The following is a 26929-nucleotide window of genomic DNA, read 5'->3' on the forward strand; positions in this document are numbered from 1 at the left end:
GAAGGAGATGAAACTACGTTGGTAAAAAGATGAAGTGGCAAGTTACGCCGAAACCCGGCCGGTTTGTGCCCCCGCCCCGCCTTTTAATCGCGAACCTATCGCCTGCGTATTCTATTTTTGGGCTTCAAACAACCGACGACGCCCCCCGCCTGCCCCATGAAGAAACTTCTCGACTATGTGCTGAGCCTTGTGTACATGATCTACTTCGGCCTGGTGCTTCTGATTTTTCATGCCCTCCAGTTTCTGGCGTTTCACCTCTTCGGGCGGCCGGCCCACAAAAAAGTCGTCGATTACATGAATGCCGCTATTCTGGGCGGCTGGTACCTTACAGGCACCACGGTGCGGTTCATACAGACCCAGCCGCTACCTACCGACCGGCCCATCGTGTTTGTAGCCAACCACCAGAGCATGTTCGATATTTCGCCCATCATCTGGTTTTTGCGCCCCCACACACCCACGTTCGTGTCGAAAATCGAGCTGGCCCATGGTATTCCGGGCATCTCCTATAACCTGCGCAAAAGTGGCGCGGCCCTCATCAACCGCAAAGACTCCAAGCAGGCTATCTCGGAGATTGCCCGGCTGGGTAAACTTATTCAGCAGCAGAACCTGTCGGCGGTGATTTTTCCGGAAGGAACCCGCTCGGCCACGGGGCAGCTGCGCCCCTTTGCCACGGCCGGCCTGAGCGTGTTGCTCAAACGGGCACCGGGCGCCCTGGTGGTCCCCGTCGTGATTCGGGGCACGGGCGCGTTCACGCCCAGCGGTCTGTTTCCGCTGCGGTCGTTTTCGCGGCTGTCCTGGACAGTGTTATCGGCCATTGAGCCGGCCGGACAGACCCCTGAAGCCGTGGTGCAGCAGGCCGAAAACGCCATCCGAACCGAGCTGGGGCAGCCCCTGCCTGCCTGATTGGCCTGGCCCCCCGGGGCAGAAATATCGGGTCCAGATGGCCGGCGCTCCGCTCGATTCGCGGTTTCTTCCGACCTTTGGGGTAAAAATCTATGCCGTTTCCTGCCCGCAGGATCGGTTCTGCTTCCGAATGATTGCGTCACCCTCTCCCGCTGCCCTGCCCAATCGCCTGTTTTATGCCCTCCTGGCGGTGGGCGTGGCGCTCAATGCCACCGGCCTGCTGCTCCCCATCATCGAACCCGACAATGGGCTGTATGCAACGATCACCAAAACCATGGCCGAGTCGAACGATCTGGTTCGGCTCTACGTGTTTGGCCTCGACTGGCTCGACAAGCCCCGCTTTCCATTCTGGGTCACGGTAGCCAGCTACAACCTATTCGGCATCAACGCGTTTGGCTATAAATTTCCGGCCCTGCTGTTTTACCTGGCGGGGGTGTTCTATACCTACCGCTTTGCCCGGCTGGCCTATAGCCGGCTGGTAGCGCAGGTGGCTGCGCTGGTGCTGCTAACGGCCTTCCACACCATTCTGTCGAACAACGATGTGCGGGGTGAGCCCTACCTGACGGGCCTCATTATCGGCGCGGCCTACCACTTTTACCGACTCTACCGCAACGGGCCGGGCTGGCACCTCTGGCTGGGATCGCTGCTGACCGGCTGCGCCCTGATGACCAAGGGGCCCATCGTGCTCATTCCGATTGGCTCGGGGCTCGTGATCGACTGGCTGCTGACGGGCCACTGGCGCGAGCTGCTGCGCCCCCGCTGGTATGCCGCCGTGGTGCTGTCGCTGCTGTTTGCCACGCCCGAGCTATACTGCCTGTATCTCCAGTTCGACAGCCAGCCCGACAAGATTACCTACGGCGAGCGGGGTATTTCGGGCATCCGGTTTTTCTTCTGGGACAGTCAGTTTGGCCGATTCTTTAACACCGGGCCCATCAAGGGCGATGGCGATAAGTTCTTTTTTCTGCACACCCTGCTGTGGGCCTTTCTGCCCTGGTCGCTGCCGCTGTACGCCAGCATCGGGCAGGCCGTTGCGCGGCTGGTTCGGCGGCAGCACCCCCTGCCCGAATACGTGTCGCTGGGGTCGGGCGTGATCACGTTCGTGCTGTTCTCGCTGTCGAAATTTCAGCTGCCGCACTACCTCAACGTGCTTTTCCCGTTCTACGCCATCCTGACGGCGCAGTTTCTGGTGGGGCTGGCCCCGGCTGCGCTGCGCCGGTGGACCATCGGCCAAACCGTGATCGGGCTGCTGCTGGCGGGCCTGCTGGTCTGGTCGCTGCTGCTGGTCGAGCCCGACCGGCTGGCACTGGCTATTGGCTGGGTGGTGGTCATAACGGTGCTTACACTGCTGCTGTTCCGGGGTACCGACCTGCGGGCACTGATGGGCCGCATGATGGGCGCCATGCTGGTGCTGGCCGTGGTAATGAACCTGTTTTTGTTCGGTACGTTCGTGCAGTACCAGGCCGGCATGATGGCCGCCCGACTGGCCAATGCCCAGCCCGGTCTGGCCGGTCAGAAAACGCTGCTCTACGGCTCCGAAACGTTTGGCGAAAGCTCGTGGACCTATGAGTTCGACTTCCACGGCCCCACTCAGTACATCCATGCCGACTCGACCCTGCGGCAGCTGGTGGCGCAGAAACCCATGCCGGTGTTTACCACGGCAGTCTACGCCGACTCACTCGTGCAGCGCGGTTTCCGGGTTCGGCGGCTGGCGGTGTTCCCGTATTTCCACATCAGCCAGCCCTCTTATGCATTTCTGAACCACGACACCCGGGCCAGTGCTACCAAACCCTACGTGCTGCTCGAAGTGGGCCGATAGCCCCTGCTGCGCATTTTTAACCAACGATTAACCCATCCTCAACACGCTCTGCGACCTGCGGGTGTTATGCTTATAAGGCTGGCCGCCGGGCCCAGCAGCCAGCGTCATTGTTTCACTCAGCTACGTGTCACTCATGCAGGCGCTCATCAACCTGCCAATTGCCAAAGTCGTTGTACTTGGCCTTGGCGTATTGTTCGCAACTGGCCCCTTCACACGCGCTCAGACGCCCCAGACCGCTCCCATGGCGGCCACCGATGCCAACCCAACGCTTGTTTCGGCCATTGCTCCCTATCGCGACGATGTCCGTCGCGCGGTATTACTGGCCAGTCAGCAGCCCGGGGTATTGGGCGAACTGACCCGCCAGCAGGCCGCTACCCAACAGGCCTTTACCAACCTGATCCAGCCGTACGGGCAAACCAAACAGGGCTGGTTTTACGATATGGCCCGGTTTCCGGTCATGCAGCATCAGCTCGCTGCCCTGGCCCCGGGTGCCAACGAAGAAACGGTGCAGCAACTGACGCGCTCACTTCCCGCCGATCTGCAGCCTACGGCCTGGAAGCTGTATCGCCACCACCACGATGATCTGGTGCAGTCCGATAACCTCAACCAGGACGCCGACGCCCGCTTTACCCGCCTGATTGCGCCCCTCGATGGGCCCACGCAGGATGCCTTCCGGCAGCTGATCGGCCTACCCGATGTGTTGTCACTGCTGACCCGCCAGCCCGACGAAACGGCCGCGCTGGGTCGATCCTACCAGGCCAATCCGGACGGCATAACCCAACAACTGGCCGATCTGCACGATCAGCAGGCTGCCCGGCAGCAGCAGCAACTGGCCGACTACCAGCGGTCGCTCGATCAGGACCCGCAGGCCAGACAGGAACTGCAGCAGGCGGGGCAGGCCTATGCGCAGGCCAACGGCTACAACACAGGTATCAGTCCTAATCCAGCCTGGGTCAACACGCCTTACTACAACCAGAACCCCTACTCATTCTGGTCCGGATATCCCTACTGGTATGGTTCGCCCATATGGTATCCGTCGGCCTGGTGGGCCAGCACAGGCTTTTACTACGGTGCCGGCGGCAACATGATCGTCTACGGCCTGCCCTCAATCGGCTTCTCAACCTGGTTTCACAACCGAGGTTATGGTCTGTATCCGCACCTGTATGCCCGCATCGGCAGCGTGTACCGTCCGGGCGGCTACGGCTACTACGGCGGTGGCCATACCAACTGGCTGGCCAACCCACGCGCGTATAACCACCCGTACGGCTACGCGCCCAACGCCCGGGTTGCCGTACCCACGCGCCCGGCCCCGAACTTCGGCGGCTACTCCAGCCGGTTGTGGGGGGGGTGGGCAACCGTGGGGCGGTGGTGGCTATGGGGGCATGCGCTCGTACGGGGGCGGCTTCCACGGCGGGGGTGGTTTTCACGGTCGCCGGTAAACCAACGGCCATATCAGACAGAAGGCCCCCCGGATCCATCCTTGATCCGGGGGGCCTTCGCTTTTACAGGCAACGGGTGTCAGGCGGGTACGGGTGCCAGCCATTCCGTCAGAACCCGCTGCAGGTGATCCTGATACCCGGCCTTGTCGCGGACGAGATCGGCGTTTTTTTCGACATCGTGGAAATGATACGAGGGCAGCGGAGCGAGCCCGATAAAGGCGTTCATGCGGTGAAAGCCAAACATAACCCCCTCGTCGACTGATCGTTCACCGAAAAATTCGCCGGGTAACGTAAAGGCTTCACTCGGTGCATTCCAGCTGGTGGTAAGCAGATAATGCCGACCGTGTAATGTACCGCCCGTGCCGTAGTTAATGGCGGGATTGCTGCGGCTGCGTCCGTCGCTGTGGTAAAGGCCCTGCTGATGTCCGGCTGTCAGCACCCGGTCGAGGTAGGTCTTGAAGCCGTGTGGCAACTGAAACCACCAGACGGGCGTGTGGTAAATAATCAGATCGGCCCAGACAAACTTACGGACCTCCTCATCCGGGTCGTATGCTTGGCTGACGTGGGTAACCTGCACCGCCAGATCGGGGTGGGTGGCCAGCAGGTTCTGAGTCCACCCGGTCAGGGTTGTGTTGAAAGCGCCCCCGGAATGGGCGAATGACTGTCCGGCGTTGATGATCAGTATGTTTCTCATGGGTATCGTTGCCTGTTGCCCCAAATCAGCGATAGCCTGCTCAGGCTGAATCACTTAGGGCATTGCTAGCACAAAGGTAGAACCAGCCTGTCTATCAGAAAAATAAGTTAAATTTGATTTATCTATCAGCCTGCTTATATACTCATGATCACGAATCTGGAGTGGTTTCGCACCTTTAAGGCGATTTACGAAACGGGTTCACTTACGGCGGCTGCCCAGGCGCTTTACATCTCGCAGCCGGGCGTCAGCCTGCACCTCAATTCGCTCGAAGCGCATACCGGCTACAAACTGTTCGACCGGTCGGCCCGGCGGCTGGTACCGACCGAGCGGGGCAAGGTGCTGTATAATTACATTCTGGAACCCATCAGCAAACTGGAGGCCGCCGAGCAGCAGTTTCACAAAAGCACCCGGGGCGACCGGGCCACCATCAGCATCGGTATGTGTTTCGAAACGTTTCAGTTTACGCTCGAACCCCATATTGCCACCCTGCCCTTCAACCTGATTATCAAATTCGGCGATTACTCGGATATGCAGCACGACCTCGACAAGGGACTGCTCGACCTCATCATCAGCCCGCACAAAGGCAGTCAGCCCAACCTGACCTACCAGCCCTTTTCGACCGAGCGTATCGTACTGATTGGCGGGGGACAGACCGATACAACCGAGCTGGACGCGCTCCTGGCCAACGGCGATCTGACCGGTGCCGAAGCCTGGCTACGGGGCCAGACCTGGTACAGCACCGCGGCCGATATGGAGCACCTGCGCAAATTCTGGCACCTGAATTTCGGGCGGCACCCCGACTTCCGGCCCAATTACATCGTCCCGAATATCTGTTCCATTGTGCGCTGCCTCAGCAACGCAGCCGGGTTCGCCGTTATACCCGATTTTCTCTGCCGGCGCGAACTCGACACCGGTCAGGTGCAGCTGGTCTGGACCGGCGAGCGGCCCATCGAGAATACGCTGTACTTTGGCACCCGGAAAAAGACGATTTACGCCGACGAAATTGCCCGTATCGAGCAGATTTTTCGGTCCGACGCCAGTTTTGCGGCCCGCTGATCGGTGGCAGGACCTCATCCGTTCTGATCAACGACACGACGGGGGCGGCACCCTGCGGCACCGCCCCCGTCTTACCCGTTTGGGTGGCTGATAGTTACTGAATCCTGGCCAGCCATAGCGAGGCATTCAGAAACAGCGCCGGATGCGACGTGTAGCCCGAGGGTGCATCGCCCGACCAGCCGTTGAACAGATTATCGTTGGGATCGCCGGTGCCGTCGTCGCAGGGCGAGCTGTCGCCCACGAATACCACGCGGCCGGTGCCATAGGTCGACAGCAGCGCCATGACGCCCGTGTTGCCGTTGTTGGTACTGCCCGTGCGCCAGAACAGACCCTGCACCGTGGCATTGCTGGCGGGTGCCAGCGTGGCCGTAGCCCCGTTGTAGAATGCCAGTTTAGTGGCCGCACCAGCCATGCCGTTGAGTACCTTCTGCGCGTTGGTGTTGGTGCCGGTGTAGACATTGGCCGTTGGTTTCTCGCTGATATCGACAAAGTCGACCGTGAAGCCGAAGGGTTTGTTGTTGTTGATGCCATTGTTGGTCATCAGATCGTTCCAGACCCGGGGCGAGTCGTAGCCATCGCCGTCGCGGTCCGACGGGTTATAGCCATTGGCATCCGTGCCGGCCGTTGTCGCGGCTGTGTGGTCGGCCACCATCATCAGCCCCCCACCCGCATTGACAAAATTCAGGATGGCCGTTTTCTCGGCTGCCGAGAACAGCCGGTTGGGCTCGACCACCACAAATACCGCGTAGTTGCTCAAATCCTGCGGATTGCTGGTGTTGCCATAGGTCACAACCGAGCCCGATGGCAGCGTTTCGACCAGATTACCGCGTTTGACCAGCTCGACTCCCCAGGCCGAAAGGCCACCCCGCCAGTAGGTTTCGGGGGTGCTGGTCGTGATACCCGTATACGAAGCCGTCGGAATGCGCTGGGCCATCAGTTCAACCGTGGTACCACCCGTGTACATCGTCACGTTTTCGGTCCCGTCGGCATCGATCTGCCAGTCGGCGCTACCCGCATTCTCGAGGTGGCTGGCGTCGAATAGAAACTTTTTGCCCGTGGTGGTCGGGGGCGGGGTGGTGCCGCCATCGCCGAGGTCAGTGATCTGAATATCGTCGAGGTTGATGCGGTTGGTACCGCCCGACAGTTTGCGGAGTTCGATGCGCACGGCACCAGCCACGTTGATCGTAAACGACTGGGTCTGGAGCGCGGTGGTCGACGTTACGGCCGCGCCCGACTGGGTCCAGCTGCTGCCGCCGTTGGTCGAGTACCAGAGGCCCCACTGGCTGCTGCCGTCGGTGCCGTAGAGGGCGTGCTTCACGGTAACGGTGCTGATACCGGTCGCAATGTCGGACAGCATGGTCACTTTACCCGTGTTGCGCACCCGGGCCGACCAACTGCCGGCTTTCCGGTCGGCGCTGCTATTGGCAATCAGGGCGTCGTACAGGTTCCAGTTTCTGGCCTGCAGCGTTACATTGTCGCCACTGTCCGAGCCGGTGGGGGCTACGTCATAGGCTGTTTTGGGGCTGGTGCCCCCCACTTCGAAGCCTTCGGTGAGCGCCACGGCCTGAACGCGGGCCCGGCTGCTGGCAGCCGATGCCGGCGTGGCCACGAATTCATCGGCTGGCTGACAGCTGAACAGCAGGGCGCCGGTAATGCAGGTGCCGGCAACAAGCCGGGTAAACGAGGGGAAAAGTAACCGGTGACGGATACGCATGTGCTGGAGGGGTTGGTTGTGATGCGATATACTGGACACAAAGTTGATTAAACGGTATAAGCTACCACTGTTTAGTATGTTACCAAACTGTTATGATACGCGTAGTTTCGGCCGCCCGGTACCGCGTCAGCAGCGTATCGGCAACACCAGCTCGTGGCAGCCCACAGTCCGTTGGCTGGGTTTATCCCGGCTGTCGACCGCTGATCGGTTCGCCCGGACCGCATACCGGATTCTGGCGGTAGCCCACGCCTAAAAAACGCATCTTTCAGGCGCCATATCCCCTACCGCCCATGCGTACGTTTTTCCTTTGTCTGCTGCTAACCACCGAGCTCGCCGGGCAAATGCCGTTGCGCGCGCAGCCGGGGCTAAAAGGGCAGTACTACACGGGTACCCAGTTTGAGAAGCTCGTGATGACCCGCACCGACCCATCGCTGCACTTCGACTGGCGGGGGCGCACGCCCGGACCGGGTCTGCCGCAGTCGTACTACTCCGTTCGCTGGACCGGTAAGCTGCTGGCCCCCACCACCGGTACCTATGTGTTTTTCGCTAAAGTCGACGATGGCATCCGGCTCTGGGTGGGCAACCGCCTGGTAATCGACGCGTGGCAGCTGCACGACTCGGTCAATTTTAAAGGGGCCGTTATTCTGAAAGCCGGCGAAGCCTACGACCTGCGGGTCGATTATTTCAACGACATGCTGGGGGGGGTGATCGATCTGTTCTGGCAACTGCCCAACAGCACCACCCAGGCCCCCATTACCGCGCAGTATTTCCGGCAAACGGCCCCACCACCACCCGCCCCGCCCAGGCCCATACGGCCCGAACCGCCGGTACCCACCCCGCCCCGATCGCGTACGGCGACAGCTACCGTCCGCCCCACCCGCCCCGAAAAACGGGCGACTGTGCCACCTGTCAGCACACCCCCGTCGACAGCCACCATCGTGATGGCCGTGAGCAACCCACCCAGGCCAACGCCACCGGCAAGCCCGACTGTAGCTACGCCCCCCGGCGAAACCCTCGTGCTGCGGTCGGTGCAGTTCGAACAGAGTAGCTATGGGCTACTACCCGGTACCACCGCCGAACTCGACCAGCTGGCGCGGGCGCTGGTCGAGCATCCTGGCTGGGTTATTCAGATTGCCGGCCACACTGACAACGTGGGCGATGCCCGCCTGAATCAGGCCCTGTCGGAGCAGCGGGCCCGGGTAGTGGCGTTCTACCTCTACCGCCACGGCGTGGCCGACACGCGCATGAACACGGTAGGCTACGGCGGGTCGCGCCCGCTGGTCAGCAACGACACCGAAGCCGGGCGAGCCCAGAACCGGCGGGTCGAGATTACGTACATGCGCTGACCAGTGGCCAGTACGCTCGATTTTAACGTCCCGACCGGGCAGGCTGCTTGCCGAGACTTCCCGTCAGGCTATTCGGCACAACCGTTACTCGTTTGTGCCGAATAGCCTGACGGGCCCGGAACGAGTACCCCTAACCCGCCAGCCAGCTGGCCCCGCGCAGGTACTCGGCCACCAGAATGCCGCAGTAAGTGCCCACGGCATTGCCCAGCGCCCCCGCCAGAATACCGGGCAGGTGCAGATCGGGACGCTTCAGGCTTTTGGTCAGGGCCAGGCACGACGCCGATCCGCCCAGGCATGCCTGCGACGCCACGCTCACAACGGCCCAGTCCTGCCGCAGCAACGCCCCCACCCCGAACTGAACGATGGTGTGTACCGTAACCAACACGGCGACAAACAGGGCCATGGTAAGCGCCAGCTGCCCGTCTTTGAGCAGGGCCGCGATGTCGCAGTAAGCACCGATCACGGCCAGAAAGAGATAGATGCAAAAGATGCCCACCACCCGCACACCGCGCAGCCGCTGCACCGGGGGCCACTGCGCCAGCAGTAACGCCAGCGTGGTCAGCACCAGTATTTTCGGGATGGCCGGCATCCAGCTGGCCACCAGCCCCGCCCCGAACAGCGCCAGCACGCCCAACCCGATCAGCAGGGCCAGATCGGTCGGGGTCATGGTTTCAACCTCGCTGACCTGCGCGTCGGCCTCGGCATCGAGCTGCGCCCGATCGGCCGCTGTGACCGTAACGGTCGGTGTGCGAGGAAAATACCGGTTCAGCAGTGGTGGCAGCAGCAGGGTCACCCCCATCCAGATGGCCGTTACGATATTATCGGTAGCAATGGCGGCTGCGTAGAGGTTACCGGCTTTGTTGACGCCATAATGCAGCGCAATGGCGTTGAGGTTGCTGCTGCCCCCCGTATAGGTGCCGGCAAACATGCCCCCCAATGCGTAGTAGAGCGGGCCGAACCCCGCCGGCCCGGCCACGACCCACATCCCGGCAATCACGCCCAGCATGGTACCGGCCGCGCCAATAAAAAAATTGATGACCATGGGCGCCCCGGCCCGGCGCAGGCTGCGCAGATTCACCGTCAGGAGCAGGTAAAAGATTGAAATAGGCGCCAGGTAAGTAAAGATGCCGTCGTAGAGGGGCGGGGCATTGGTCGACGCCGGGATGATACCTAGATTGGCCGTCAGGGCGGTGAGTATGATAACGGTGAGCGAGGTGCCGAGCTGCCGAAAAACGGGAAGCCGGGTCAGGCGGTCCGACACGAGAATATTAGCCATCAGCAGGGCCAGAATAGCCAGTGGGTCTTGGAGAAGCGGCATACAGTCAGGGGGGAGTTGAAATATACCAAAAAAATGCCCCCGCCGACAGCACAGTCGTTTGCTGCAGCGGCCGGCCGCCCCATACCATTTGCTTGAATCCGGGGCTCCTGTTGCGTACCTTACCCGACCAACTGCATTGCCCCCCTTTTTTACCACCTATGCCCTTCCGACTCCTGCTTCTCTGCCTGCTGCTGGGTACTCAGAGCGTGCTGGCACAAACCGCCCTGACGGCCCAACAGGCCTACGACTACCTTCAGAACGAACGCCACCGGGCCGACAAAATCGTGGGCGACGCCAGGCAGCCACCCGCCGACAGTTTGCGCCGGGGCGAACAGATACTGCTCGACGCCCTGACCTATTACCACCGCCCCGATATTCAGGCCCTCGCCAAAACCAACAACTACCTGCGGGCGCGCAAAGGCGATATCAGCTACGATCTGGCCCTGATTCAGGCTAAACTGGGCAAAACCGACGCGGCAGCCACAACGCTGGCTTTTCCGCTATCGGGCGCATCCGCTCAATTTTACGCCCCCCACGTACTCCGGGACTCCGCTTTCGTCACCGTCCGGCAGACACCACTGGTCAGCGGTCTGCTGCAAAAAGTCAAAGCCGCCAGTCGGGTGTTCAACTCCGACGCGCTCAAGACCGCCTACAAACCGGTGCTCAGCGAGGCCGAGAAGGTGGCAGGTCTCTCCAAAATCTGGTCGGAAGCGAAGTATAACTTTGCCTATTTCGATCACGTGCCGGACCTGGACTGGGACCAGCTGTATCTCGACTACCTGCCGAAGGTGCAGGCCGCTCCCACCACGGCAGCGTATTACCACGTACTCGAATCGTTTATCGCCCAGCTTCACGACGGCCATACCGACATCTGGCCCACCGACCCCCGGCTGGCCGATTCGGTTGCACGCCGGCCACCCCTGCGCTGCGTACTGGTGGGCAACGAGGTGCTGGTGCAGGACGTACTGTCCGACAGTTTGCGCCAGACGGGCATCCGGCCGGGGCTGGTCCTGGTCAGCATCGATGGCCTGCCCACCAAAACCTACGCCGATCGGTATGTGCGGCCCTACCAGAGCGGCTCAACACCCCAGAACATCGATGTGTCGACCTATACGTATGCGCTCCTGAACGGTCCCAAAGACAGGCCAGTGACATTGGTGTTCCGCGACGGTACGGGCAAGACCTTCAGCCGAGTGCTCCCCCGCTTCGGCTACGGCAAACTCAGCCCGACGCCCGCTTTCCGCTTCCGGGTGCTGCCCGGCAACGTTGCCTACGTGCAGCTCAACAACTTTGAAAACAGCAAGGCCCTCGACGGCTTTGTGGCGGCCTTCGACTCTATTGCCCAGACTAATAGCCTGATTCTCGATGTGCGGCTCAACGGCGGGGGCGACAGTGGCTACGGCTGGAACATTCTGGGCTACCTGACCGACAAGCCCATGAAAACCGGGTCGTATTCATCGCGCATTTACAGCCCGCTGCGCCGGGCGCGGGGCGAGCAGGTCCTGTTCGAATCTGTCGGCGAAGACAACACCTGGCCCGCCAACGGCAAAAAAATCTTTACCAAACCCGTGGCGGTGCTGATCGGCAGCCGCACCTTTTCGGCCGCCGAAGATTTCGCGGTGATGTTCGACGCCATGCAGCGCGGCACCCTCGTTGGTGAGCCTACCGGCGGCAGCACCGGGCAGCCGCTGGTATTCGCGCTGCCGGGGGGCGTTATGGCCCGCGTCTGTACCAAACGGGACGCCTACCCCGACGGTACCGAATGGAACGGCAAGGGCATTCAGCCCAATCTGCTGGTGCGGCCCACGGTTACCGACGTGCAGGCCGGCCGCGACCCGGTACTCGACGCGGCTCTGGCCAAACTAAGTATCGACGTGCCGGGCAAACCGGTGCGCCCCCGCCCCCGCTCGTCGGCCCAGAAATAAAACCGGGCGCCCATGCAACCTACGCCCGGGCCACGGCATCTGTTGGCTATAAACGCTAATCATCGCATGAACCGCTCAACCTTCCTCCTGACCCTGGCCACGGCCAGCGCGCTCACCCTGAGCGCCTACACGCCCGCTCGCCCCCGCGCCGACGAACGCGACACGCCTTACCAGACCAAAACCTTTACCGGCACCATCAATGCCGTTCGGGCCGAAACATCGGGCGGCAGCCTGACCGTCGAAGGCGGCACTGGCAAAGACGCCCGCATTGAGGTGTTTGTACGCGCCAACAACGGAAACGACCGCAACCAGCTCAGCAAAGCCGAGCTCGACGAGCGCCTGCGCGACTACGACATCTCGGTCGAGAAGGAAGGCAGCACGCTGGTAGCCATTGCCAAACGGCGCAACAACAACAATGACTGGAAACGCTCGGTCAGCATCAGTTTCAAGGTCTACACACCCCGCGCCGTAGCTACCGATCTGCGCACCTCGGGCGGCAGCATCAGCCTGAGCGGCCTGAGCGGTAAACAGCGCTTCAAAACATCGGGCGGCAGCCTGAACCTGACCGATGTGCAGGGCGATATCGTGGGCCAGACCTCGGGCGGCAGCATTAACCTCGACCGGTGCCGGCAAACCGGGTCGGGGGGGCAGCTCGACCTGCAAACGTCGGGCGGGTCGATCAGCGCCAAAGCCTCGAGCGGCAATATGCGCCTGCACACCTCGGGCGGCAGCATCGAACTCCTCGATCTGACCGGCGATATCGACGCGCAGACCAGCGGGGGCAGCGTACGCGGCACCAATCTCGACGGCGACATCAAAGCCGGCACGTCGGGCGGGTCGGTTCGGCTGGCCAACGTGGCCGGCAGTGTCGATGCCAGCACCAGCGCCGGCAGTGTCGACGTAAGCCTGAGCAAACTGGGTAAATACGTGCGGCTGAATACCAGCGTGGGCAGCGTACGGGTAAAAATGCCCCTCAACCAGGGCCTGACCCTGAACCTGAGCGGCAACCGCGTACAGATGCCCGAACGCCTGAACGGCTTCGACGGCGACATCGAGAAAAACCGCGTACGGGGCCGGCTGAATGGGGGCGGTATCCCCGTCGACATTTCGGCCAGCATGGGGTCTGTTTCCATCAACTAACCGGTCCCATTGATCTGTGTTGTAGGTTTGCAGCGCCCGCCCGTTCTCCGGCGGGCGCTGCTGCGTATGGCCAATCCTCTGTTTTCCGACTCCCGGCTGCTCCGCCACATCGGCCTGACGCTCGTGAGTAGCGCACTTATCCTGGTGTGTATCAAAATCACGTCTACCATCCACCTACCTTATTTCGTGACGCCCGCCCTGGCCGCCGGACTGGGTTTTCTGGAGCCCCGCCGGGGCTGGATACTCGCTTTCATTCAGGTGGCGTTTCTGTGGCTGACCTATACCCTGTTTTTCGGCACCCCGGATGGCCCTGCCGACCGAGACGTGGAAAACTTCGGTCTCTACGGCTCTATGATCCTGACCCTGATCGGCAGTTTTCTGGGCGGCCTGATCAAACGCACGTTCGACCGGGGCAATGCTCCCCGGCGCTAGCCGCTGCCTGTACCCGACGGCCTTTTTCGTACCTTTGCCGGACGTTTTAGCCCGTCTCCGTTATGTTCCGTCTTGCCGCCCGTGCTCCGTTTGCCAGTCTGCTCCCCGCCTTTGAGGGCGACCTGTATTTCGATGACTCGCCGGCGCACACGGCCCAGCGGATGCTCTACGCCACCGACGCGTCGGTCTACCAGGAAATGCCCGTTGCCGTGGCCCTGCCTAAATCGGTGGCCGATATCAAGCGGCTGCTGCGGTTTGCCCGGCAGCACGGTCTGGGCCTGATTCCGCGCGCGGCCGGCACGTCGCTGGCCGGGCAGGTAGTGGGCAGCGGTATCGTGGTCGACATCTCCAAACATTTTGGCGCCATCGGCGAACTGAACACGGCCGAACGCTGGGTACGGGTGCAGCCGGGCGTGATCCGCGATGACCTGAACGCCATCCTCAAACCCCACGGGCTGCTGTTTGGCCCCGAAACCTCGACCGCCAGCCGGGCCATGATTGGCGGCATGATCGGCAATAATTCGTGCGGGCTGCACTCCATTATCTGGGGCACCACGCGCGACCACCTGCTCGACGTGCGGGCCGTATTGAGCGACGGGGCCGAAGTCACCTTTGGGCCGCTCGACCGGGCGGGTTTCGACGCCAAGTGCCGGGGCGAAAACGTAGTCAGCCCCCTGGAGCAGAAACTCTACACCCAGTTTCGCGACTGGCTCACCGACCCCACCATCCGGCAGCACATCCGGGATGGATACCCCAAAGCCAGCGTGGCGCGCCGGAACACGGGCTATGCCCTCGACGCCCTCGCCAACGCCTGGACCGACGCCGGCGAGCTGACGACCTTCAACCTGGCCGCACTGGTGGCTGGTTCGGAGGGTACGCTATGCTTTATCACCGAAGCCAGGCTGAACCTGCTGCCGCTGCCCCCGGCCGAAACGGCCCTCGTCTGCGCCCACTTCACCACCATCCGGCAGTCGCTCGAAGCCAACCTGGTGGCCCTCGAACACGGTTGTGCGGCCTCGGAGCTCGTCGACGATTACATTCTGCAACTGACCAAAACCAATACCGAGCAGCTGAAGAACCGGCACTTTGTGGAGGGCGATCCCAAAGCCATTCTGATGGTCGAGTTTTTCGACGAGAGCCGGTCGGTTGTGACCGCGCGGGCCAACGCGTTTGTGCAGGCCCTGCGCGACCGGGATATGGGCTATGCCTACCCGGTACTGTTCGACGACGACACCAAAAAACCCTGGGCGCTGCGCAAGGCGGGGCTCAGTGTCATGTATAACATTCCGGGCCGGGCCAAACCCGCCAACGTGATCGAAGACACGGCGGTAGCGGTCGAAGACCTGCCCGACTACATCGATGAGCTGGACCGGATGGCCTGGGAGCAGCACGGTCTCCGACTCGAATACTCAGCCCATGCCGGGGCCGGCGAAATTCACGTGCTGCCTCTGATCGACCTGAAATCGTCGGCCGGGCGCACCACCTTCCGGGCGCTGCTGATGGACACGGCCCAGCTCGTTAAAAAATACGGCGGCTCGCTCTCGGGCGAACACGGCGACGGCCGGCTGCGGGGCGAGTGCATTGCTTATATGCTCGGCCCCGAGAACTACGAACTGTGCAAGGCCGTGAAAGCGCTCTGGGACCCCGCCAACACGTTCAACCCCGGCAAAGTCGTCGATACGCCCCCCATGAACGAGTCGCTGCGGTCAGTTGCCGATGCCGAGATTCCGCAGCCCGCCACCGTCTTCGACTTCTCGCGCGACGGGGGGCTGCTCGAACTGGCCGAAAAATGCTCCGGCTCGGGCGACTGCCGCAAAACAGCCCTCTCGGGCGGCACCATGTGTCCCAGTTACATGGCCACCCGGCGCGAACACGATACCACCCGCGCCCGGGCCAATATGCTCCGGCATTTTTACAGCAACACCGGGCGCCCTACCGATCACGACTACGAGGCCGTGGCCGGTGTGCTCGATCTGTGTCTGTCGTGCAAAGCCTGCCAGTCGGAGTGCCCCAGCAGCGTCGACATGACCCGCATGAAAGCCGAGTTCACGCGGCAGCGCTACCAGCAGCAGGGGATTCCGCTGCGCACCCGGCTGGTGGGCAATTTCACGCGGTTGATGAAACTGGCGAGCCTGGCCCCCTGGGCCTACAATGCGCTCTACAACACGCCTGCCCTGCGCCGGGTAGCCAACAAGCTTGTCGGGTTTCACCCCGACCGCACCATGCCGGCGCTGGCTTCGCAGACCCTTCGGCAGTGGGCCGGCAACCGGCCCGCCAGCGCCCGGCCGGCCGCAACGCCGGGACGCGCCGTTCATCTGTTTGTCGACGAGTTTACGAACTACAACGATGTGCTGGTGGGCCAGAAAGCCATTCAGCTGCTCGAGCGACTGGGCTATACGGTGCTATTGCCCGACCATGCCGAAAGCGGCCGCACCTACCTCTCGAAAGGCCTCGTCGACGAAGCCCGCGCCATTGCCATCCGCAACGTCGGGCAGTTGAGCGGGCAGGTGTCGGCCGACACCCCGCTGATCGGCCTTGAACCGTCGGCTATCCTGACGTTCCGCGACGAATACCCCGATCTGGTACCGACCGACCAGAAAGAAGCCGCCCGGACGCTGGCCAAACACACCTTTCTGTTTGAGGAATGGCTGGCCCGCGAAGTCGACGCCGGGCACATCGACAGCCGCGCCTTTACCGACGCGCCCCGGCAGGTGCGCGTGCACGGGCACTGCCACCAGAAAGCCCTGTCGACCATGGCCCCCGTGCAGCAGATTCTGAGCCTGCCGGCACAGTACAGCGTGTCGGTTATCCCGTCGGGTTGCTGCGGTATGGCCGGCTCATTCGGCTATGAGACCGAGCACTACGAGTTGTCGATGCAGATTGGCGAGCTGGTCCTATTTCCGGCCGTTCGGCAGTCGGCCGACGATGTGCTGATTGCCGCTTCGGGCACCTCCTGCCGGCATCAGATCAAAGACGGTACGCACCGCCATGCGCAGCACCCCGCCGAAATCCTGTTCGACGCCCTGCGCTGAGCCGCCCGCCAAAACCTTTTCCGTTTCCGCGGGTTTTGACTAAGCAACATAAACCCCTACACGGTAATGGAAAATTCATCACTCAGCGACGGTGCCCAACAGGCCGATATGGTGTCGAACGAAAATGCCGACACCAAATTTGGCGCCGATCAGGGAGAAACAAATATGGTTAAACTGGTCGACGGAAAACTGACGGCCATTGGTGATACCGAAGACGACATCGCCGACGATCAGCTGCGCAACCGCTACAGCGACGACGACGAACGGGCCTTCAACGGTGATCAGAATAGCGGACTGACCTACGAGAACTCGGAGGCCGGTATCCGGGCCGACGATGCTCAGGAAGGTGTCGATATGGCACAGGTCGGTGATAATCCACAGGCCGAGGCCGAACTGACGGGCAACCCCGACGCGGGTAGCGATGTCGATACGGGCCTGCCCAGCGAAGACGATGGCAGCCGCGTGCCGACGAGTTCGTTTGTAGTGCGGGGCGATATGGTTCCGCCAACGCCCGGTACGCCCGGCCCCGTAACGCCTACCCCCGATCCGTCGCAGCCCATTCCGCCGACGCCCCCCAGCTCGCCCGAACCCGGCCCCGAAATTCCGGATCTGCCGGGTACACCCAAACCCGAAACGCCCGAGATTCAGGAGCCCGAGCAGCCTGGTCGTTCGCATGAGATTGGCTTCCGGCTCAGCAACCGCGTATATACCTCGACGGTAAATACCGCCGTGGCGGGCACGCAATACGAAGGCATGAGTGCTGGTCCCGATGAAGAAGGTATGTCGGAGAAGCCCGACACCGGCGATTCGGCCCATCCCTACGATGTCGATGCCAAAGACAACGCCGATTTTCAGCCCGGCGAGCGGCCCGAAGAAGCCAGGGAAACCCGCGACCTACCCCGCGAACTGATGGATGAGAGCAGCGTGCAGGCGCAGGATATGATCAGCGACGGTGACCGCTCGGACGAAAAATCGACCGAAGGCCTCGACCGGACATACAACGACCCGCAGGCCGCCCGCGACATGGCAAGCTAGTCAGCAGTCGACCAACTGAATAGGAAAGAACCGGCCTCCCCTGCGGAGCCGGTTCTTTTTTTGCTACTTTTAGCCGGTACAAACCGACTAAACCGCATGAAAAAAATTCTGATTCCGGGCCTGCTGGCCGGCGTGCTGGCCCTTTCGGCCGCGATGACGACCAAAGACAAATGGACAAGCCTGTTTGATGGCAAAACCATTACGGGCTGGCACAGCTACCACAAAGATGGCGTGGTGGGCTGGAACGTCGAAAACGGCACCCTGACGCCCGATGGGACCGGGGGCGATCTGGTTACAGACAAAGAGTACGAAAATTTCGACCTCGAATTTGAGTTTAAGATTCCAAAGGGCAGCAACAGCGGGGTGATCTATAAAGTGATCGACAGCCCCGACCTGAAAACCACCTACATGTCGGGTCCGGAGTATCAGGTGATCGACGACAAAGGTTACCTCGATGCCAAGGGCGAGCTCTACAAACTCAAAACCTCGCAGCTGACCGGCGCTAACTATGATGTGATGGCCCCCTCCGACCTGAACGCCACCAAGCCCGCCGGCGAGTGGAATAAAGGCCGGATTGTGGTTAACAACAACCACATCGAACATTTCCTGAACGGCAAGAAAGTGGTTGACTACCAGTATGGGACCGACGCGTGGAAGACGGCCGTGGCCGGAAGCAAGTTTAAAGACTGGGCCTACGCCACCCCTCACGCCAAAGGCAAAATAGCCCTGCAGAACCACAGCCCCAACGAGAAAGTCTGGTATCGCAACATCCGCATCCGGGAGTTGTAGCCATCCTCAGTCCGGATCGACGCGCCGGCGGGTTGCCTTCACATCGCCCTTGCGCTTTTTGGCGGCAATCCGTTCGGCCACGGCGGCTTTCGACGGACGCGTGGCCCGGCGGGCCTTGGGCGTTTCAAACGCTTTTTCAAGCAACCGGTAAAACTTGGTTGTCACCTTCTCGCGGTTGGCCAGCTGCGTGCGCTCGGTCTGGTGGGTCAGCACCAGCTCACCGTCGGTCGTTAGTTTACCGGCCAGCCGGGTTTCCAGCACCGCCTTCTGCTCGTCGGTCAGAAGGGTTGACTGGCGCAGGTCGAAGCGCAGCTCGGCTTTGGTAGCCACCTTGTTGACGTTCTGACCACCGGCTCCGCCACTGCGGGCAAACTGGTAGCGAATCTCGGAGCTTAAATCGAGCAGTTTCATAGTGGGCCGGGGGGTTAACGTCGCCACAAACCTACGCGTTTACTGGCAAACCATTGTCAATCCCGGGGCTGCCAGACCCCACCCTCCCTTTCACCACGGGGTATGAACAAACCGTCAACGGGTGCGTTTATTGAAGACCAATAGAGGCCATACACTGTTTTATCACCCATGGGAACGAACATACTGGAAGAGCGCATGCTCGACGATACACTGCTCCTGCTGCGGGGCGATCAGGGCGTTGCACTGAACCCGGCGCAGGGCGTCAACCTCATCGACGGCTGGCTCATGGCCCTGCAGGGCGACATCAATGTGGGCCAGGTAGAAGGCCAGCTGAGCCAGCTGCGCGACCTGCTGCAACAGCCGGAGCCCGACGCCGGGCAGGTAAAGAACATCCTGCTGGCGCTGGCCGACGAAGCCCAGACCGCTGCCGAAGGGCCCAACGCCGAGGGCACCTGGACCGGCAAACTCGAAAGCCTGTCGAAACTGCTGCGCAGCCTGAGCGCCTAATCATCACCAATCACACTACACAATGGAAGACAACACGCTGGAGCATCGGATGCTCAACGACACACTTGGCGCTTTTGGCGACGGACACCATACTACGCTCACGGCTGAACAGGGCGTTCTGTTGCTTGAGGGCTGGATGAACGCCCTCCGGGGCGACGTAGGTACCGAGCGTATCTGGGCCGAAATGGCCACCCTGCGCGATCTGCTGAAAGAACCCGAACCCAATGCCGATCAGGTACGTCACCTGATGCTGAGCATGGCCAGCCATACGGCCTCCGTTTCGCACGAGCCAAATGTAGCGCCTACCGACGAAGCGCTGCTTAAACAGCTGGTGGGTGCCCTGCGGTCGTTCAGCAGCCACCTTTGACCCGATCGTATACACTCCCTGACTACTCGTTCATGATTAACCACGAAGAATCGACGGAATTGCTTGATCAGACGATGAGTCTGTTCAGGTCTACCGATCCCGAATTACCTCAGCTCCCGGATAGTACGGTGATCGACCAATGGATTGCCGTGCTGCGCGAGGGAAGCAATACGAGCGACATTGCGCAGTCGCTCGGTACGCTTAAACAGACGATCGAGTCGGAAAAAGCGGACCACGGCGCGCTCGAAACCCTGCTCAACAAGCTGGCCGACCAGGTGACCCAGCTGAGCACCTCGGTGGGTTCGGAAGGCGATATGGTTACGCGCCTGCAGGGGCTGGCCGCTGCGCTGCATACGCTGGCCGGCAAACTCTCGAATACGCCCACCTGACCAATCAGGCAACCAACTGGCCCGCTGGTATGCACCAGCGGGCTTTTTTTGTTCCCTCAAATGCGGGCCAGCACCCAGTCGAGCAGGCGGTTGGGCAGGCGCGGAATCAGCCAGCCCACCACCGGCTGCGGCAACAGGGCATACCGGATACGGGGTCGGGGCGCTTCGGCGATCTGCACCAGCCGCTCGCCCACGGCATCGGCCGTGAGCCCACCCGCTTCGGCCGCGCGCACACGCTTCATGAACCGCTGCATAGCGGGGTAATACGGCGTGTGGCTGTACGGGCTGATATCGGTGCCTTTCCCCCAGATGGGCGTTTTCACGGCCCCCGGCCCCACAATGATTACCCGAATGCCAAACGGGGCCAGCTCCCGGCGCCAACTGTGCGACAACCCTTCGAGCGCGTGTTTCGAGGCCACATAGGCCCCCATAAACGGAATGGCCACCTGCCCGTTTACCGAACTGATCATCAGAATACGGCCGAGCCGCGTCAGGCCGGGCCGCGTTGAATCAGGCGCGGCTGATGAGCTCGGCCCGGCCCCCAGCAGCGGCAGCACGGCCTGCGTGATTCGCACAACACCCAGCACATTGACGGCCAGGTGCTGCTCGATCACCGCCAGCGGCTGATGCTGCAGGGGCCCGCCAATGGCCACGCCGGCATTGTTGATGAGGTAGCCCAGACCGCTGCCCGCCAGCGCCGACGTCAGGGTCTGTACGGCCGCCTGCACCGACACCTCGCTCGTCACATCGAGCAGCAGCGGTTCGACCGATGGCCCCAGTTCGGTGCGGAGCCGGTCGGCGTCGGCCACGGTGCGGACGCCGGCAAAAACACGGTAGCCGCGCCGGGCAAACTGCCGGGCCGCGCCGTAGCCAATGCCCGTAGAGGCTCCGGTAATCAGGACGGTGTTGGGTGGCTTGTTCATACCCTAAACCTACGCATTCGCGGCTGCATCCGCACGGTTTCGGCGGGTTTATCAGCCCGGCTGCGCCAGGCCGTCTGTTGGGGTGGCTACCCGCCAAACTTCCCCCTGACCCCATCAACAAACGCGCTCGCCCCTGCGTTATACAATCGGGAACAGTTGCACAAACCTATCGGGCTGTTCCGGAACGTATGCAGGATATCGAACCCTTTTATGGCTGGGAGAAGTATTACTCGGCCGCGGAAGACGAACGGTCACCGTTTCACGAGCGGGAGTACAATATGCAGCAGTACGAGCACGATATCTACGGCTACTATATTCACCCACTCTGGGACGAAATTGGCTCCGAGACGCTGTATTGTAAGTTACTGTTTGCCAACTACGACCGGCAGTTTGTGGTGATCGAGCTATTTGGCGAATGGAACGACACGCTTCATAACGACATCATGTATCTGAAGCGACAGGTCATCGACCCGCTCGTCAACGAGGGCATCAAATACTTCATTCTCATCAGCGAAAACATTCTGAATTTTCACGGCTCCGACGACAGCTATTACGAAGAGTGGTTCGACGATGTAGAAGATGGCTGGATTGCGGCTGTACGCGCCCCCGACTTTGTCGAGCGCGAATGGAACAAGTACCACCTCGATTATTACATCAACTACGGGGGCACGCTCGACGAAATCCTGAACTGGCGAACCCTGAAGCCGGCCGGCCTTTTCGAACTCGTCAACAACCTGATTGTCAGACGCCTTACCTAAGACAGACGTCTAAACCCGATCAGGGCTTTGTTTTGGCCTTATTTCTGGTCATTTTTCGGCGTAAACTGTTTACGTACACCACCAGCTCATGGAAAACAACAACAAATTGACCGATGTGCAGGCCGCCAAAACCGCAGCCGCCGACAAATTCGACGCGTTTAAGGCCGAAGCCAGCCAGCACCTCGATGCCGTTTCGACCCAGTTCGATGAACTGCGCGACCAGCTGGTTGCCAAAGCGCAGGAAGTTGGTAAAGACATCGACGTCGATGGTTTGAAAGCCAAAGCCGCCGAGAAGTTCGAAGCCGCCAAAGCCTCGACCGCCGACACCATCACCAACCTGCAGGCCCAGGCCGAAACGGCGTTCTCGGCTGCCGCAGCCAAAGCCGATGAACTGGCCGATGCCGCCGAAGATAAATTCGACGACATGAAGGCCGAAGCCACCGTGCAGCTCGAAGCCGCCCAGGTGAAACTCGATGAGCTGAAGGCCGAAGCCGCCCAGCGTATCGAAGAAGCCAAGGTAAAAGCCAAAGGCATCTGGGACGAACTGTTTGGTTAATCACTGTCCGATCGGTCTGCTGCCCCGCCGTGGTGCCTTTTCGGGTACCACGGCGGGGCTTTTTGTGCATACCCGGCCCGCCCCGACTCACGCGGCACCGAATACGGCCGCGCAAACACCCGGTGGCCCAATGCCGTTATGCTTTTAACCTGATCCGGATTGGCCGGCGGTCCCTTTTGGGCATCGGCCGTATCAGTTTGGGGCCTATCGGCCGTTATGTCGATAATCGGCCTCGTCCGTATGCATTCACTAACGTTCCTCGTTCATGGCTACTTCGTCTGGCGGTTGGCTTCAGAAGCTGAGCAACCTGATTCTGCCGCCCCCCGACCATACTGATTCCAGTCAGCCGGCAACCGTTTCCAACACCCAGATTCTGCACGAGCTGGCCGCCAGTTTCGACGCGTCGATTAGTCGCGAGTCGGTGGGCAGCAGCATGCTCTTCAACGCCCATTTCCTCATTCTGCTCCACCCCGACACCTACGAAGCGCGGCAGAATGCGTTTCCCGTCATTGTCGACGAAGCCGTGCAGGCGTTCAACGCCCGGATCGACGCCCACCGGGCAGGCTACCAGCGCATTTCGCCGGTGGCCTCGGGCTGGTTTTTCAAGTTTGGCGCCGGGCGCGAATTTGCCGGTGACCCCATCGAACCCGACGAGGTGCGGGTGGTTGGCGCCCTGACGGGCCTGCTGCCTGGTGGGCCGGCGGCCGAGGCCCTGCCCGACAATCTGAACGTGACGCGCCGGGTGAAACAAACCAACCGCTTCGAGAAAATCGATGTCGACCAGCAGGCCTTCCGGCACATCGACTTTCGGGAGCCGGGCGCGTTCGGCGTTCGGTTCAGCTTTAGCCAGCCCAGCGCCCCCGCCCCATCGGGCGGCCCGGTACCGGTAGCCGCTCAGCCGCTGCCCCGCTCCCTCGATACGGGCCTGGCCACCATCCGATACTACATCGCCGAACTGAACCGCGAGTCGAGTTATCGCATGGTCGACCGGGAAATCGTGGTGGCCCGCAAGGAACCCGACAACCAGCATTTTCCGAACTACCTGCTTGTTGAGTCGGCCTACGTTTCGAATCCCCACGCGCGTATTCGCTTCGACGAGGCCAGCCAGTCGTTTCAGGTGGCCTCGTTCAGCCGCAACGAAACGCGCGTCGACGAGCAGCTGATACCGCGCAGCGAGCCCGCCAGTCCGCAGTGGTTTCCGCTGCCCGACCAGGCGCAGCTGCTGCTCAACAGCATGGTTACCCTGCATTTTAACCGCAACTACTGACGCCATGATCGATCTACTGCTGGCCGGGTTACTGCTGGGGGTGGTGCTGTTTTTTGTCTTTCGGCATTTCCGGGAGCTGCCGCGCTGAGCCCGTACCCAATCCCTGTCTATCTTCTCCGTTGCCAACGCCCGTTTTTAGCATGACCGATTTACTGATTGCCGGCCACACCGATGTCGGCCAACGCCGGCAGGATAACCAGGATACGTTTATCTGCCAGCCACTCTGGACCGACACCACCGCCCTGCTGGTCGTGATCGACGGCGTGGGTGGCTATGCCGGGGGCGACCGGGCGGCCGCCATTGCCAAAGGGGCTATCGAGCGCTATATGGCCACCCCGACTGGTGACCCGCTCTCGATGCTGCGCGAAGCCGTCGTCTTTGCCAATAACCAGATCAATACCGAGCGGCAGACCGACGCCCGCCTGGCCCAGATGTGCTGCGTGCTGACGGCCGTTCTGGCCGATACTGCCACCGATACGCTCTACTACGTGCACGTGGGCGACACGCGCCTGTACCGGTTTCGGCAACAGAGCCTCGATAAACTGACCGCTGACCACTCCATTGTGGGCATGCGCGAAGATGCCCGCGAACTCAGCGAAGCCGACGCTATGCGCCACCCACGCCGGAACGAAATCCTGCGCGACGTGGGCTCTATGCCGCACCGCGTCGACGATCCGGATTTTCTGGACTGGGGCGAAACCGACTTCCAGGTGGGCGACCAGCTGCTGCTCTGCAGCGATGGCCTGACCGATATGCTGACGCAGCAGCAGATCAGGTCGGTACTGGCTCAATCGATCTCGATCGACCAGCAGATTTCAGAACTGATCCGGCTGGCCAATGCCGCGGGCGGCAACGACAACATCACGGTCCTGATGGCCAAACGGCCCGACCGCCAACCCCTGGCCGAACCCGTAATTGGGCAGCGCCGGGAAAAGTCGGCCCGCAAAGCCCCCGCCCGAACGGAGACGATGCCCGCCACGCCCCTGCCCCCACCCGTGGCCGCCGATCCGCCGAAACCGACAGCCGGGCGGCACACGGGGCTCTGGATCGGCGCGGTGCTGCTGCTGCTGGGCGGACTGGCCGCTCTGTTCTGGTACCAGTCGAACCCCACTCCGGTCGATCAGGTGCAGGCGGTATCGCCCGACAGCACAGGCAGCGCCTTACCCGTTGCCGGCGCCGATCCGCTCGATTCGCTCCGGCAGCTGGCCTTTGGTACGCCCGATCGGCAACTGCGTCTGCCGGCCGATACAGTGCGCATCTGGAAACCCCTCACCCTCAACGATTCGCTGCGGTCGGTGCTGGGCGACTCGACGCTTACGGTACTCATCCCCGGCAATACGTCGGCTGCCGCCCTGGCGCTGCGCGTCGGCAACCTGTCGACGGCATCGCTAACCAACCTGGTGATCCGGGGTTTCTCGACGGGCATCGAAACAACACGCCCGGGTCAGCTACAGCTCCGCCGGGTTTATTTCAGCCAGGTCGATCAGCCCGTACGGGCATCGGTCGGCGCCGATACGGCCCTGAATACGCTTATCACGGTTTCGGTACAGCCACAGCCACCCACCTCCCGTCCGCAATGACTACTGTTCGATTCAATACCCAGTTTCCCGGCTACGAAATCCTGAGCGAACTGGGCCGCAGCAACGCCCGCATTCTGAAAGCGCGGCATCTGGCCTCCGGCGATCTGGTGGCCATCAAACATTTCGCGCTCAACACCGATGCTGAAACGCTCCGCCGGTTTCAGCGCGAATCGGCCATCATGACCAGTATTGCCCACCCCAATATTGTGCGGGTGCGCGACGTACAGCTCGAAGCCGAATTACCGTATCTGGTGATGGAGCTGATCGAAGGCGGTACCCTCAGTACGCTGATCAAGGCCCAGAACGGGCTCGACGTGCCCACCACCACGCGGCTGGGCCTGCAGATGGCCGCGGCCTTTCGGGTTATCCATGAACAGGGTATCATTCACCGCGACGTGAAGCCCGAAAATATTCTGTATCGGCCGCTGGCGAGTGGTGAACTGCATTTTCTGCTCACCGACTTTGGCGTGGCCCGGCTGCACGAACAGTCGAACACACTGACGGGGCAGTCGCTGATGACCTACGAATATGCTTCGCCCGAGCAGTTTAACGACCCCAAACACGTGGGGCCCGCCACCGACTACTACTCGCTGGGGGTGGTGCTCTACGAATGCCTGACGGGGCGCGTGCCCTTTGCCATGACCGACCATGCCGGCATTGTTACGTTTATGAACAAGGTGCTGACCGACGCCCCCCCGGCCCTGCCCCCGCTGGCCGGCGGCCGCTCAACGGATGGCTTTGCTACCCTGCTCGACCGGCTGCTGACTAAAAAACCGGCTGATCGACTCAGCGACCCCGACGAACTGACCTGGCTGCTCAAACAGGCCGAACTCCAGTACCTGCAGTCGGGGCGGGCCGCCACGGCATCCCCACCGGTAGCCGTTCCCGACACGGCCCGTACGCAGGCTGCGCCGGCCCCCGCCCCCCGGCCCGTTCAGGCTGCCCCCCCCCTGGCCGACCGGCCGGTGCCGAAACGGGCGTCGTGGCAATGGCCAGTTTTCATCGGGATCGCCCTGCTGGGCCTGGCTGGCGGCTATCTGGTTCTGACGCGGTCGGGCAACCGCTCGACAACGGCCGATTCGCCCGCCGACGGCCCGGCCCCGCTGGTTACCGGCAGCGCAGGCAAATCCGACACGGCAGCCCTGCACGCCCGACAGCGGCTCGACTCGGCCCGGGCCCAGCTGCAGCGCCGGCAACAGGGGCTACTGGCTGCCCGCTCCCTGCGCGCCAGCGTCGCCAACTACAAGGTGGGCCTGTTTGGCGGCATAAAAAATGCGAAGATCGAACTGACTAACCCGACCGAACTGCCGTTTACGTATGTACTCGTGCAGGTGAACTATTACAAAGAAAAAGGCGGTCTCTACAAACACGAGACACTGCGGTTTGCCAATGTAGCACCCAACGCGTCGGTAACGCTGCCCGCGCCCAACAGCGACCGGGGCACCCGGCTCACCTGCCGCGTAACCAGTTACCGCTCCACCGCGATACCGGACGCCATCGACACAATGGCCACGGCGTCGCCCTTAAATTAG

The 26929-nt window shown here is 61.7% G+C and carries 24 protein-coding genes; 19 read left to right on the forward strand and 5 right to left on the reverse strand.

All coding sequences use genetic code 11. The features are described 5' to 3' along the window. The first annotated feature begins 156 nt into the window (after positions 1-156). The 3 genes from ACYVAC_RS04840 (at position 157) to ACYVAC_RS04850 (ending at position 4286) form a co-directional block, all read left to right on the forward strand. Entirely contained in the window at positions 157-903 is a 747-nt protein-coding gene (locus ACYVAC_RS04840; RefSeq protein WP_461096453.1) for a lysophospholipid acyltransferase family protein, read from the forward strand. A gap of 130 nt (positions 904-1033) precedes the next feature. Further along, complete coding sequence (locus ACYVAC_RS04845; protein ID WP_461096454.1) at positions 1034-2719, forward strand: ArnT family glycosyltransferase; 1686 nt, start codon at positions 1034-1036, stop codon at positions 2717-2719. Between the two features lie 133 nt (positions 2720-2852). Continuing rightward, positions 2853-4286, forward strand: a complete 1434-nt coding sequence (locus ACYVAC_RS04850) for a hypothetical protein (RefSeq protein ID WP_461096455.1) — start codon at positions 2853-2855, stop codon at positions 4284-4286. Here the strand turns inward: ACYVAC_RS04850 and ACYVAC_RS04855 are convergent. Continuing rightward, complete coding sequence (locus tag ACYVAC_RS04855) at positions 4238-4852, reverse strand: NAD(P)H-dependent oxidoreductase (protein WP_461096456.1); 615 nt, start codon at positions 4850-4852, stop codon at positions 4238-4240. The genes ACYVAC_RS04850 and ACYVAC_RS04855 overlap by 49 nt on opposite strands. Positions 4853-4996: 144 nt before the next feature. Here ACYVAC_RS04855 and ACYVAC_RS04860 point away from each other — a divergent pair, with 144 nt between their 5' ends. After that, positions 4997-5908, forward strand: a complete 912-nt coding sequence (locus ACYVAC_RS04860; RefSeq protein WP_461096457.1) for a LysR family transcriptional regulator — start codon at positions 4997-4999, stop codon at positions 5906-5908. A gap of 94 nt (positions 5909-6002) precedes the next feature. Here ACYVAC_RS04860 and ACYVAC_RS04865 read toward each other — a convergent pair whose 3' ends face one another. Further along, the gene (locus ACYVAC_RS04865; RefSeq protein WP_461096459.1) at positions 6003-7622 is read right to left on the reverse strand and encodes a hydrolase; all 1620 of its coding nucleotides are present in this window, start codon (positions 7620-7622) and stop codon (positions 6003-6005) included. A 290-nt stretch (positions 7623-7912) separates the two neighbouring features. On the opposite strand from ACYVAC_RS04865, the gene ACYVAC_RS04870 reads away from it, so the two are divergent. Beyond that, complete coding sequence (locus tag ACYVAC_RS04870) at positions 7913-8968, forward strand: OmpA family protein (protein WP_461096460.1); 1056 nt, start codon at positions 7913-7915, stop codon at positions 8966-8968. A 130-nt stretch (positions 8969-9098) separates the two neighbouring features. Here ACYVAC_RS04870 and ACYVAC_RS04875 read toward each other — a convergent pair whose 3' ends face one another. Continuing rightward, a complete protein-coding gene (locus ACYVAC_RS04875) occupies positions 9099-10286 on the reverse strand; it encodes a DUF819 family protein (RefSeq protein WP_461096462.1) in 1188 nt (395 codons plus the stop codon). 158 nt (positions 10287-10444) lie between these two features. Here ACYVAC_RS04875 and ACYVAC_RS04880 point away from each other — a divergent pair, with 158 nt between their 5' ends. The 6 genes from ACYVAC_RS04880 to ACYVAC_RS04905 all read left to right on the forward strand — a co-directional run bounded on the left by ACYVAC_RS04880 (position 10445) and on the right by ACYVAC_RS04905 (position 18639). Then, a complete protein-coding gene (locus ACYVAC_RS04880) occupies positions 10445-12211 on the forward strand; it encodes a S41 family peptidase (protein ID WP_461096463.1) in 1767 nt (588 codons plus the stop codon). A gap of 66 nt (positions 12212-12277) precedes the next feature. Continuing rightward, a complete protein-coding gene (locus tag ACYVAC_RS04885; RefSeq protein ID WP_461096464.1) occupies positions 12278-13351 on the forward strand; it encodes a DUF4097 family beta strand repeat-containing protein in 1074 nt (357 codons plus the stop codon). A gap of 66 nt (positions 13352-13417) precedes the next feature. After that, a complete protein-coding gene (locus tag ACYVAC_RS04890) occupies positions 13418-13783 on the forward strand; it encodes a hypothetical protein (RefSeq protein ID WP_461096465.1) in 366 nt (121 codons plus the stop codon). 62 nt (positions 13784-13845) lie between these two features. Beyond that, positions 13846-16815, forward strand: a complete 2970-nt coding sequence (locus ACYVAC_RS04895; protein ID WP_461096466.1) for an FAD-binding and (Fe-S)-binding domain-containing protein — start codon at positions 13846-13848, stop codon at positions 16813-16815. Positions 16816-16881: 66 nt separating this feature from the next. Continuing rightward, positions 16882-17850 (forward strand): hypothetical protein, encoded by a 969-nt coding sequence (locus ACYVAC_RS04900; RefSeq protein ID WP_461096467.1) that lies wholly within the window; start codon positions 16882-16884, stop codon positions 17848-17850. 96 nt (positions 17851-17946) lie between these two features. Continuing rightward, entirely contained in the window at positions 17947-18639 is a 693-nt protein-coding gene (locus tag ACYVAC_RS04905; RefSeq protein ID WP_461096468.1) for a 3-keto-disaccharide hydrolase, read from the forward strand. Between the two features lie 6 nt (positions 18640-18645). On the opposite strand, the gene arfB is transcribed toward ACYVAC_RS04905, so the two are convergent. Beyond that, the gene (gene arfB / locus ACYVAC_RS04910) at positions 18646-19050 is read right to left on the reverse strand and encodes an alternative ribosome rescue aminoacyl-tRNA hydrolase ArfB (RefSeq protein ID WP_461096469.1); all 405 of its coding nucleotides are present in this window, start codon (positions 19048-19050) and stop codon (positions 18646-18648) included. Between the two features lie 168 nt (positions 19051-19218). On the opposite strand from arfB, the gene ACYVAC_RS04915 reads away from it, so the two are divergent. The 3 genes from ACYVAC_RS04915 to ACYVAC_RS04925 are packed head-to-tail and all read left to right on the forward strand — an operon-like array spanning position 19219 to position 20313. Next, positions 19219-19557 carry a hypothetical protein gene (locus ACYVAC_RS04915; protein ID WP_461096470.1) on the forward strand — a complete coding sequence of 113 codons (339 nt, stop codon included), beginning with the start codon at positions 19219-19221 and terminating at the stop codon, positions 19555-19557. Between the two features lie 22 nt (positions 19558-19579). After that, entirely contained in the window at positions 19580-19924 is a 345-nt protein-coding gene (locus tag ACYVAC_RS04920; RefSeq protein ID WP_461096471.1) for a hypothetical protein, read from the forward strand. Positions 19925-19956: 32 nt separating this feature from the next. Further along, complete coding sequence (locus tag ACYVAC_RS04925; protein WP_461096473.1) at positions 19957-20313, forward strand: hypothetical protein; 357 nt, start codon at positions 19957-19959, stop codon at positions 20311-20313. Positions 20314-20369: 56 nt separating this feature from the next. On the opposite strand, the gene ACYVAC_RS04930 is transcribed toward ACYVAC_RS04925, so the two are convergent. Next, complete coding sequence (locus ACYVAC_RS04930; RefSeq protein WP_461096474.1) at positions 20370-21236, reverse strand: SDR family NAD(P)-dependent oxidoreductase; 867 nt, start codon at positions 21234-21236, stop codon at positions 20370-20372. Between the two features lie 188 nt (positions 21237-21424). Between ACYVAC_RS04930 and ACYVAC_RS04935 the strand changes: the two genes are divergently transcribed. The 5 genes from ACYVAC_RS04935 to ACYVAC_RS04955 all read left to right on the forward strand — a co-directional run bounded on the left by ACYVAC_RS04935 (position 21425) and on the right by ACYVAC_RS04955 (position 26929). After that, a complete protein-coding gene (locus ACYVAC_RS04935; protein WP_461096475.1) occupies positions 21425-21994 on the forward strand; it encodes a hypothetical protein in 570 nt (189 codons plus the stop codon). Between the two features lie 88 nt (positions 21995-22082). Further along, on the forward strand, positions 22083-22550 hold the full coding sequence (locus ACYVAC_RS04940) for a hypothetical protein (RefSeq protein ID WP_461096477.1): 468 nt from the start codon (positions 22083-22085) through the stop codon (positions 22548-22550). 265 nt (positions 22551-22815) lie between these two features. Further along, the gene (locus ACYVAC_RS04945) at positions 22816-23817 is read left to right on the forward strand and encodes an FHA domain-containing protein (RefSeq protein ID WP_461096479.1); all 1002 of its coding nucleotides are present in this window, start codon (positions 22816-22818) and stop codon (positions 23815-23817) included. Between the two features lie 140 nt (positions 23818-23957). Further along, on the forward strand, positions 23958-25397 hold the full coding sequence (locus ACYVAC_RS04950) for a PP2C family protein-serine/threonine phosphatase (RefSeq protein WP_461096480.1): 1440 nt from the start codon (positions 23958-23960) through the stop codon (positions 25395-25397). Then, positions 25394-26929 (forward strand): serine/threonine-protein kinase, encoded by a 1536-nt coding sequence (locus tag ACYVAC_RS04955; protein ID WP_461096481.1) that lies wholly within the window; start codon positions 25394-25396, stop codon positions 26927-26929. Before ACYVAC_RS04950 ends, ACYVAC_RS04955 begins: the two co-directional genes overlap by 4 nt.

The organism is Spirosoma luteolum, assembly GCF_054778875.1.